General features: G+C 27.2%; 6 protein-coding genes. 4 read left to right on the top strand and 2 right to left on the bottom strand.

Annotated features, from left to right (window positions below):
• Window positions 1-32: 32 nt before the first annotated feature.
• Window positions 33-803, bottom strand: coding sequence for an SDR family NAD(P)-dependent oxidoreductase (locus PXD04_RS22060; RefSeq protein WP_323736953.1), 771 nt, complete (start codon window positions 801-803; stop codon window positions 33-35).
• 304 nt (window positions 804-1,107) lie between these two features.
• Window positions 1,108-2,292, bottom strand: a complete 1,185-nt coding sequence (locus PXD04_RS22055; protein ID WP_323737406.1) for an argininosuccinate synthase — start codon at window positions 2,290-2,292, stop codon at window positions 1,108-1,110.
• A 2,110-nt stretch (window positions 2,293-4,402) separates the two neighbouring features.
• On the opposite strand from PXD04_RS22055, the gene PXD04_RS22050 reads away from it, so the two are divergent.
• The 4 genes from PXD04_RS22050 (at window position 4,403) to PXD04_RS22035 (ending at window position 10,912) form a co-directional block, all read left to right on the top strand.
• Window positions 4,403-5,689, top strand: a complete 1,287-nt coding sequence (locus tag PXD04_RS22050; protein ID WP_409988260.1) for an ATP-binding protein — start codon at window positions 4,403-4,405, stop codon at window positions 5,687-5,689.
• A gap of 130 nt (window positions 5,690-5,819) precedes the next feature.
• A complete protein-coding gene (locus PXD04_RS22045; protein ID WP_323736952.1) occupies window positions 5,820-7,106 on the top strand; it encodes an ATP-binding protein in 1,287 nt (428 codons plus the stop codon).
• A gap of 232 nt (window positions 7,107-7,338) precedes the next feature.
• Window positions 7,339-8,790 carry an ATP-binding protein gene (locus PXD04_RS22040; RefSeq protein ID WP_323736951.1) on the top strand — a complete coding sequence of 484 codons (1,452 nt, stop codon included), beginning with the start codon at window positions 7,339-7,341 and terminating at the stop codon, window positions 8,788-8,790.
• 679 nt (window positions 8,791-9,469) lie between these two features.
• Window positions 9,470-10,912 (top strand): ATP-binding protein, encoded by a 1,443-nt coding sequence (locus PXD04_RS22035; RefSeq protein WP_323736950.1) that lies wholly within the window; start codon window positions 9,470-9,472, stop codon window positions 10,910-10,912.
• The last annotated feature ends 514 nt before the right edge of the window (window positions 10,913-11,426 follow it).

Here is an 11,426-nt window from a genome sequence, read left to right as displayed (position 1 = left end):
AAAAAAAAATTAATATAAGAGGAGAATCCTACTTATATACAGGTGTATCCACCATCTACTGCGATAGCTTGACCAGTTACGTAACTTGATTTAGGTGATGCTAAGTATACTACTGTTGAATCTAGTTCTCCGTCAACACCGGATCTTCCTACTGGTACTACTGTTTTTGTATATGCTTTGTATTCGTCGTTGTCGATTGTTGAACGGGTTAATTCTGTTGGGAATGTACCTGGACAGATTGCGTTTACGGTGATGTTGTATTTTGCCCATTCAGCTGCTAATTGTCTTGTGAGGTTTACTACTCCACCTTTTGCTGCTGCGTATGGTGAGGTTGGTGTTGCCATTGTTCCTACTAATCCGAACATTGATGCGGTGTTTATGATACGTCCGTATTTTTGTGGTATCATTGCTTCACGTGCTACTGCTCTTGACATTTTGAATGTACCTGTGAGGTCTACGTCTACTGTTTTGTTCCATTCATCGTCTGTTAAGAGTTCTGCTTCTTTGGTTGCTCCGTATCCTGCGTTGTTGTGGAGGATGTCGATTCTTCCGAAGTGGTCCATTACTTCTTTTACACAGTTGTCTACACTTTCTGTGTCTGTTACGTCACATACTACTCCTATGCAGTCTACTCCGATTTCTTTGATTTCTTCTGCTACTTGATCTAATCTTTCTTTTCTTCTTCCGGTTACTACGATGTTTGCTCCGTATCTTGCGTATGCTTTTGCCATGTCTACTCCAATACCGGATGATGCTCCACTTACTAATGCTACTTGTCCTTTTAAATCAAATAAATCATTCATTTTATTTTCTCCTGTTTATATAAATATTTTAAAATATTTTTTTGTGAATTTTATTCACTTTATATATCATGATTTATCATTATTAATTAATATACTTTGTTAATATTAATAATATTAAACATTTAATAATATTCTATTTCATATCTGCTATTTATTTTATATAATTCATTAATAAAATGATGTTTTTTTATTAATTTTCTAATACTAATCAGAAATATGTTTCCGTTACTATTGGAAAATAACTCAAAAACTTTGTAACAAAAAAAAATTAAAAAAAATAGTTGGGGATTAAAAATGTGAGAACTTAGTTTCTTTTACAAACTTTATGATATTCTGCACCTTGAATGTCATGGTATTTAACCATACCAATCATTTCTCTTTGATCAATTAACTCTTTATCATCAAAGGATACAGTTTCTTCATTGTATAATGCACATGGTGATTGTTTAGTGATAACTTTCATGGAACCTTTATGTAATCTTACTTCTACAACACCATTAACTCTTTTTTGCATATGATCATTAATCACATCTAAATCTTCTCTTAATGGCTCATTCCATAAACCATTATAAACAAGTTCTGCATATTTTTCACTTAATCTTTCACAGAACTTGATTTCTTCACGACTGAATATGAGTTTTTCTAATGCAGAATGAGCAGTAATTAATAATATTGCACCAGGTGTTTCATAGTTTTCACGTGATTTAAGACCAATTATTCTGTCTTCAATCATGTCAATTCTTCCAATACCATGTTCACCAGCAATTTCATTTGCTTTTCTGATTAAACTTACAGGATTTAATTCTTCATCATCAAGTTTTACTGGTTCACCATTCACAAATTCTATTTTCACAATTTGTGGTTCATCAGGTGCATCTATTGTTGATTTAGTCCAAGCATAAATATCTTCAGGACCTGGTGTAGCAGGATCTTCCAGTAATCCTCCCTCAATGGATCTTCCCCAAATGTTTTCATCGATACTGTAAATTTTCTCGGATGGTAATGGTATTCCATGTTCTCTTGCATATTCCTGTTCTTCAGTACGTGTTAGATTATAATCTCTTACAGGTGCAACAATGTTGAAGTCTGATTCTGAACGGATTGTTGCTTCAAATCTGAACTGATCATTTCCTTTACCTGTACAGCCATGAGCAATTGTTGTAGCATTTTCTTTTTCTGCGATTTCAACAATTTTTTTAGCAATAAGTGGTCTTGCAAATGCTGTACTGAGTGGATATCCTTCATATAATGCATTTGTTTTTATACATCTGAATGCGTAATCTTTTGCAAATTCATCTTTTGCATCAATTGTATAATGTTTACTTGAACCTATTTTTTCTGCAGCTTCTTGTGGTCTTTTTATTTCATCTTCTGGTTGACCTACATCTACACAAGCTGTTATAACTTCCATATCATATTTTTCTTCTAGGAGTTTTACACATACTGATGTGTCTAATCCTCCACTAAATGCTAGTACACATTTTTCCATCATTTCACCTTTCCTGGTTTTATTGTTTTAATTAAAATTTTTTATTATTAATTTATTAAATTAGGATTTATTCTTAATATATATTATATTGTTATTTTTTAATAAGTTTAATGATTATATATGAATTCTGATTTGGAACTATTCCCATAAATGGTGCTGATAAGAAGAGAGTATAATCTTATATGATGTAAACTGGAAATTTTTCATATAATTTCATTAGGATAAATTTTTGTTATATTACTTATAATAATTATGGTTAATCATGTTTTTTGCTTGTTTTTAAAAATAGTTAAAGGTTTATATACCAGAGGTTACATATTATTATGTGACAGGGTATATGGCAATTGGCCCGTATGAGCTTTTTGCTTTTCACTGTTAAATGTTTTCATATTGGTTTAGAAATGTGATGAAAACATGTTGATCTTAAAACAGATGAGTCTTAAGAAGAACTCAAATGCTCCAAGATTTAGTACTATTGATAGTAGTACTATTTCTTTGAACATATTTTCACCTCCTTGGACAGGAAATGGAAGAAAGAAAATAAGCTTCCATTAAGCATTTTTACGGCTGGGTCATTTTTATAGTGGCATAGCAATGCTCTTTTTTCATGGTATAGACACCATTTAGAAATATTTTTATAAAAAAAAATTGGAGTGTAAGTTAGTTTTACGTTCTCCAAGTTTAGTTCTAACAATTTACTACTTCCAGTTATGTAAAATCCTGTCAGGATGATGATTTAATTAATCACTACTATTAGTTTTTATTAAATTTCTATTTTTCATAATATTATTAGAGTAAAATTTTTTTGGTAGATTATTAAATAAATAAGTTTATTTTTCTCTAAATAAATAGGGTTAATCATATTTTCCTCTTGTTTTAAAAATAGTTAAAGGTTTATATACCAGAGGTTACATATTATTATGTAACGTGGTATATGTGGCATCTAGCCAATATGAGCTTTTTGCTTTCCACTGTTAAATGTTTTCATATTTTATTAGAGTTGGAATGAAAACATGTTTATCTTAAAACAAATGAGTCTTAAGAAGAACTCAAATGCTCCAAGATTTAGTACTATTAATATTAGTACTATTTCTTTGAACATATTATTCACCTCCTTGGACAGGAAATGGAAGAAAGAAAATAAGCTTCCATTAAGCATTTTTACGGCTGGGTCATTTTTATAGTGGCATAGCAATGCTCTTTTTTCATGGTATAGACACCATTTAGAAATATTTTTATAAAAAAAAATTGGAGTGTAAGTTAGTTTTACGTTCTCCAAGTTTAGTTCTAACAATCTATTACTTCCAGCTATGTAAAATCCTGTCAGGATAATGATTTAAATAATCACTACTATTACTTTTATTAAATTTATTATTTAAGTATTACTTTTTTTTCTATTATTCTCGTTATTTATTATAATATTTTTTATTTTTTTAATTATTTTTTTAAAAATTGTGTTTCGTTATACTGTACTATAACGAAAAAAATACAAATTAGTTTAAGTCATATTTATGATGAAGTTTATAATTATCTCCTATAACTCAATCTCTTTTCATATTATATCTAAATATTCTCTATTCATAGTTTTTTATTACTAGAATATTGGATATAATTAAAGCATACAGTTCAATTATTGATTTACTTTCATTAAACTAATTATTAGTTTTTTGTCAATGTTCTCCTGTTGATGTTAATGTCTGATTGTTTTGTTTATTCTAAAATTGTTTTTTATATATTGGGATACTGTTTCAAGTAAAATTTTGGGATTGTTTTTGGTAAAATTTTGGGATTGTTTTTGGTAAAATTTTGGGATTGTTTTTGGTAAAATTTTGGGATTGTTTTTGGTAAAATTTTGGGATTGTTTTTGGTAAAATTTTGGGATTGTTTTTGGTAAAATTTTGGGATTGTTTTTGGTAAAATTTTGGGATTAAATTTTTAAAATCTTCTCAAAAACAAGATATAGTCAAATAAGAGTATTTAAATGGTTAAATATATCTATGTATAATTGTTAAATATATGTATGTAAAATGTTAAATTTAATCTATGAAAATATCATCATCAAAATGACAAATATATAACTAATTATTATTTTAAAAGGGGTGTTTAATAATTGAATGAATATTATCCAAGAATTATTGATAAAGAAATAGAGGAGTATCTTGAAGATATGGGTGCTATTTTAATTGTTGGTCCAAAATGGTGTGGAAAAACAACATCTGCCAAACAACAAGCTAAAAGTATCATAAAACTTGAGTCAAATCGAAAAGAATATTATTATCAAATTGCAGAATTTAATCCCCAAAAACTGCTTGATGGAGACAAACCAAGATTGATTGATGAATGGCAAGTAATTCCTATGATTTGGGATATGGTACGCAATAGTGTTGATGATTTGGGAACAATGGGTAATTATATTCTAACCGGTTCAACAGTTGTTAATGAAGAAGAAATACAACATTCAGGAGCAGGTAGAATTCATAGGATGTTAATGATGCCGATGAGTTTATATGAAAGCAGAGAATCAAATGGTTTAATATCCTTAAAGGACCTATTCCATAACCCGGATTTAAATATTGATGGTATAACTTCTAATTTATCATTTGAAGAATTAATATTTGCTATTTGTCGTGGAGGTTGGCCTATAATCACAACTAAAAATAAAAGAAAAAGTAAATTGCGTGTAGCAAAATCGTATATTGATGTCATATGTAATAGTGATATTTCACGGGTAGATGGGGTTAAAAGGGATTCAAATATAGCAAAACAAATATTAAAATCTTATGCTAGGAACATATCAACTTTAGCTACAGATAAAACAATTCTTAAGGATATAACAGCTAATTTCCGATCTATTGATGAAAAAACATATTACAGATATTTGGAGGCATTTAAAAAAATATTCTTGATTTATAATGTTGAAGCATGGACTCCCAATATCCGTTCTGCTTCAGCAATGAGAAAAACACATAAAAAAGAATTTATAGATCCATCAATTGCTGTGGCAAGCTTAAATTTAAGTCCTGAAAAGTTATTAAATGACTTTGAAACATTAGGATTTATATTTGAAACATTATGTGTAAGGGATTTAAGAGTTTATTCCACTAGTTTGGATGGGGTTGTTCGTTATTATAATGATAAATATGGTTTAGAAGCTGATTGTGTTTTGGAGTTAGATGATGGAAACTATGCTTTGATTGAATTCAAACTTGGAACTAGGGAAATTGATAAAGGTGCAAAGAATTTACTTAAATTAAAGTCAATAATCATTGATAAAAAAGAAAAAGGAGAAACACATATCCCTGAACCAAGTTTTTTAGCTGTAATAACAGGTAGTGGTTTTGCATATACTCGTAAGGATGGGGTTAAAGTAATTCCAATTGCTTGTTTGAAAGATTGAAACATCTTTCCTTCTTTCATCTTCGACCTACTTTCTATGATGAATATATATTCTTGATGAAAAGTATAAAATAAATGTGGTGAAAAGTATAAAATAAATAGGATGAAAAGTACGAAATAGATGTGATATTATGAAAAAATATCTGCCCAGGTACACTGATCAAGAACTAAAAGAATCATTAGAATATATGGGTGCAGTATTAATCACTGGTCCAAAATGGTGCGGTAAAACCACAACAGCAAAACAACAATCAAAAAGCATAAGAGAATTACAACATCCAATATATGGTAAATCATATTTAAAACTTGCAGACACAAATCCAATAGAATTATTAAATGATGAAAAACCATTATTAATAGATGAATGGCAAATGGCACCAGAACTATGGGACACAGTCAGATATTTAGTTGATGAATCTGATGAAGATGGCCTGTACATATTGACTGGTTCAACAATAGTAGATGAAAATAAAATAATGCATTCCGGAGCAGGTAGAATTAAAAGAATAGTCATGCGCCCTATGAGTTTGTACGAAAGTGGAGAATCAACCGGAAAAATATCCTTAATGGATTTATTTAATAATAATACATTAAACATAGATGGAATCACGTCAAATTTAACAATTAAGGAATTAATATTTGCAACTTGTCGAGGTGGATGGCCGGAATCATTAACAAAAAAAAATAAAAAATACCAACTAGCAATAGTATCTGATTATATTGACATAATCTGTAACACTGACGTGTCAGAAATTGATGGAATTAAACGTAGCCCACAAAGAGTAAAAGCAATCCTAAAATCATATTCTCGAAATATATCAACATTAGCAACTAAGAAAACACTTATGAAAGATGTTAAAACAGAATACGGTGACATTTCATTACCTACATATAATTCATACATTGATGCACTAGAAAAATTATATGTTATACAAAATATTCCTGCATGGTCTCCAAATATCAGGTCAGTTAACACTATCCGAAAATCATACAAAAAAGAATTTATTGATCCATCAATAGCCGTAGCAAGTCTTAATCTAACACCTGAAAAATTATTAAAAGACTTTGAAACATTTGGATTCATATTTGAAAATCTATGCATACGGGACTTATTAGTATATTCTAGCAAAGTAGGTGGGGAAATATTATACTATAATGATGATGGTGGACTTGAAGCTGATGCAGTTATATATTTAAATGATGGCAGATATGCTCTGATAGAATTCAAATTAGGAAATAAAGAAATAGATAAGGGTGCACAAAACTTATTAAAATTAAAAAGATTAATTAAAGAGAGTGTTAAAAATAATAAAATAGAATTGGAAGAACCTAGTTTTTTAGCAGTTATCACAGGGGGACAAATGGCATATACACGAGAAGATGGTGTTAAAGTCATACCAATTGGTGTTTTAAAATGAATATGTAATTAAGTACAATTATAAAAGTATCATATAATAAATTTGAACTTATTTGATGAGGAAATAAGTTTTGATGGACATCCTGATTATAAATTATATATAATACTTTACACAAATATTTGTGTATCATAGTATGAATTTTATAAAAATATTTTTGTAAAAAAAATATTGTTTTAAACAAATATTTTTATAAATTATTCTTTTTAAGAAAACATTATTGAGAGAAATACATATGACAAAAAATAAAGAGGACATATTAAATAATTTTCTAGAAGAACAAATAAATATAATGCCCGAATATGTTAAAAGATTAACCAAAAACAATAACCATAAGTTTACCCACCGAAACGAATATTATCAAATAATCAAATACATTGACCAATTTCAAGAAAAAGAAAGCATAAACCGACTTATAGTAATGCCTGGGATTAGAGGAGTAGGGAAGACCACACTCCTATATCAAATATATGAATATTTATTTTATACAAAAAACATACCCCATCATAACATATTATATTTTTCTACTGAAAACCTAAATTATATAACAGACTGCAACATAGTTAACTTAATTGAACAATACATAAACAATTTCCATAATACGAGTATAAGTACTCTAAACAAGAAAATTTACTTATTAATAGACGAAGCACAATATGATAAAAATTGGGCAATAGCAGGAAAAATATTATATGATAAAACACCAAACATATTCATGATATTTACAGGTTCATCAGCTCTAAACTTAGAATATAATGCAGATACAGCCAGAAGAACATGTAAACAAGCTATTCCACCATTAACATATGCACACCACTTAAAACTAAAATATGGAATAGAAATTGATCAAACAAAAAAAGCATTAAAAGAGTTATTATTTAATGCTAAAATAGAAGAAGCCAAAAAAATTGAAGAAAAAGGAACAAACACAATACTGAAAAATCAAAACTACTCTGGAAATGACTGGTACGATTACCTCTTATATGGCGGTTTCCCCGCATACTATAATGAAGAAGACAATAACCTAATAATCAATAAAATTGAAGAAATGACAAATAAAGTAATCAACACGGACATGATTCAAATTAAAAATTTCACATTAGAAAATCAGATAAATGCCAATAGAATATTAAGATACCTTTCATTACAGGAATCAGCAGATGTATCCTACAATAAAATATCCAAATATTTAAAAACATCAGCAACAAATGTTGAAAACATATTAAAAGTACTGGAAACCACTCATCTAATTTTTCATTGTGAAGCATATGGTAACTCTTCTAGAAAAAGTAGGAAACCGTGGAAATACTATTTTGCAACCAGTAGTATCAAACATGTATTATCTAAAAAAACTGGGCATAACTATAGAAACAAAGAAAAATATGAAGGAATATTATTAGAAAACATGACTGCATCAAAACTACATGAAATATGCGAAAAAAGTTATGGATATTATAATTTATTCTATGATTCAAATAAAATCAATGTAGATTTCATAATAAAAGAAGAATTCAATAATGCAATACCAATAGAAGTAGGAAAAGGAAAAAAGGATAAAAAACAGATTACAACAGCAATAGACACATATAATGCAGAATATGGGATAATAATATCAAATACATCACAAAAAATAGAAAAAAAGGATAACATAATATACATACCATCAAAAACATTTGCCATACTATAATAATAAATAATACAAACCAGAACACCTTATGAATCGGTTAATCAATGCGCAATTTTAAATTTTTTAAAGTATGAGTATCTGACAAAATTATCTTTTTTTGTCTTTTTGTAATACTTTTTATCATTTTGACATTTTTTTGTTTATTTTATATGTATTTAATTATGGGATTTATATTAGTTATCAGTTCCCCCCTTTTATTTGTTATCATGTCTGGATTACATTTATATATGTATTTGTATAGAATATTATTATAAAATCATAAGTTTATTCAATAATTTTATAAATTATAAGTATATTTTATATTTTATGTTATTGTTTACTCTTTTATGATTTTTTTTTATAAAAGTGGAATAATAAGGGGTGAATTTTTTTTTAGTTATTTGTTATGTGTGTTGATGATAATTTGTGTTTGACTAAGAGTATTCTTGTTCGTGGGCTTTCTAAGAAGCAATTTAATGGTTTATTGGATATTTTATTTTCAAATTGAATCCTATTAAAATGCAGAAAAAGAGTAATTTTATGGAAATTTGCTTGAGGACTGTATTATCTAAAATTAGATTTTTGGCGATAACAATATTTTTTTGGTGATTTTTTTCACTAATTGTTAATATTTTTGGTGATTTTTTTCACTAAATTATTTTATTGTGTAATAACAAACAATAATAATAGGTGGTATAATATGGATGAATTTGAAATTAGAACTTACATATTAAATCTTATAAATAGCAATCCAAAATTAATAGAATCAAAATTAAAATACGAATATAAATATCTAAGACAAAGAAAAGAATATTTCGAAATGAAAGAATACATTGATAACTTCTTAAATGAAATAAATACTGATAAATTCTTTGTAATGCCGGGACTTAGGGGAGTAGGAAAAACAACAATATTATACCAATTATATGATTATCTTATAAATACTAAAAATATTGAATCAACAAAAGTACTATACTTAGATTTAGAAAGATTAAAAGATGAACCTAATCTAAACTTACTGAAATTCTTTGATGTTTTTATAAAGATAATAAACGAAAAATACCAATTCACCGATGAAGCATTATTTATTTTTGTAGATGAATCACAATATGATCCTAATTGGGCATCTGCAGGAAAAATAGTCTTTGATGAAAATGTAAATGTCTTTACAATATTCACAGGATCAAATGCATTAAATTTAGAAATGAATGCAGATATGGCAAGACGTTCTATTAAAAAAGAAATATATCCCTTAAACTTCCAGGAATACCTTAATATAAAATACAATTTAGATTTTTCTTATAATATGGAAGAAACAATATATGAAATGTTATTTTCACCAAATACACATAAAATCACAAAAATAGAAAAAGCATTTCAAATTAACATAGCTCAAAAATTGCCAAATGACTTGAAAAAAGAATGGGAAACTTTCATACAATACGGTGATTTACCCTTCGGGTTATATAAAAAACATATAGATCTCATTAAAGAGACTTCAGAAATAAAAGACAGGGTAATAGAAAGAGACATGCTATTAATTGATTCTTTCAATACTAAAACAATAACTTCTGCATTAAGCTTAATAAATATCATTGCAAAACAAAAACCTGGAACACTATCCAATAATAACCTAGCAAGCAACTTAGATATAGATAAAAATACAGTTAAAAATATACTGGAAATATTAGAAAAAACACAACTCATATTCCCTATTGAAGCATATGGTTCAACATCTAAACGAGAAAAAAAATCAAAAGAATATTATTTTCTGTCCACACAAATAAAAGCATCTTTTTTCTTAATGAAAGGAGATGTGGCCAGCAATTACAAACAATACCTTGGAATTTTACTGGAAAATTATATAGCATCAACACTTTTTAAATTAATAAAACAACACGGAGACAGTATAGAAATATATTATGATCCTAAAAAAGGGGGAGTAGACTTCATAATCAAAGATTTAACAAACAAACCAGTACCCATAGAAGTGGGAATAGGTAAAAAAAATAAAAAACAAATCAAATCAGCAATTAAAAAGTATAATGCTGATATTGGAATAATAATCTCAGATAAAACAGATTCTATAATAAAAGATGAAAACATAATTTATATCCCATACACAACATTCTCCTTAATTTAAAATAAGCATGTTTTAATATTGGGTTCAGGTTTAAAAATATATTATGTATATAATAATTTTTATCTAAAAAGTTATTATAACATTTATTATATAATATTTTTAATTTATCAAATTTATTTAATTCTTCTTTTCTCGAAAAAGTATGTATATATTTAAGTAATTAATCATTTACTTTTTTTTTATTTTATAAATAAATTTTTATTCATTTCATAGAATAAAATAGGTATGTTTTTTATTCATTCTATTGAATAAAATATTTTTCCAATAAAATATTTTATAAAACTCCTTTTTAATTAAAGATTTGTTCTAATTTATTAAATAAAGACTATCACTTTAAAATTATAACAAACCGAAGAATTTATACACAAAGCAAAAGAATTGATTAAATAACTTTTTCATATATCTCAATTTTCTCTTTCAACAATACTTGAAAAAAATTATAAAAAAAGATGTGTGTAGAAGGGTATGTGTACTTATTATGTCATTTACTCTTTTTTAAATTTCTTGATCAAGA

Origin of the sequence: Methanosphaera sp. ISO3-F5 (assembly GCF_034480035.2) — an archaeon.
GTDB lineage: Archaea > Methanobacteriota > Methanobacteria > Methanobacteriales > Methanobacteriaceae > Methanosphaera.
Note: the sequence above shows the minus strand (reverse complement) of the source record. Positions and strands in the feature narration are given on the sequence as shown.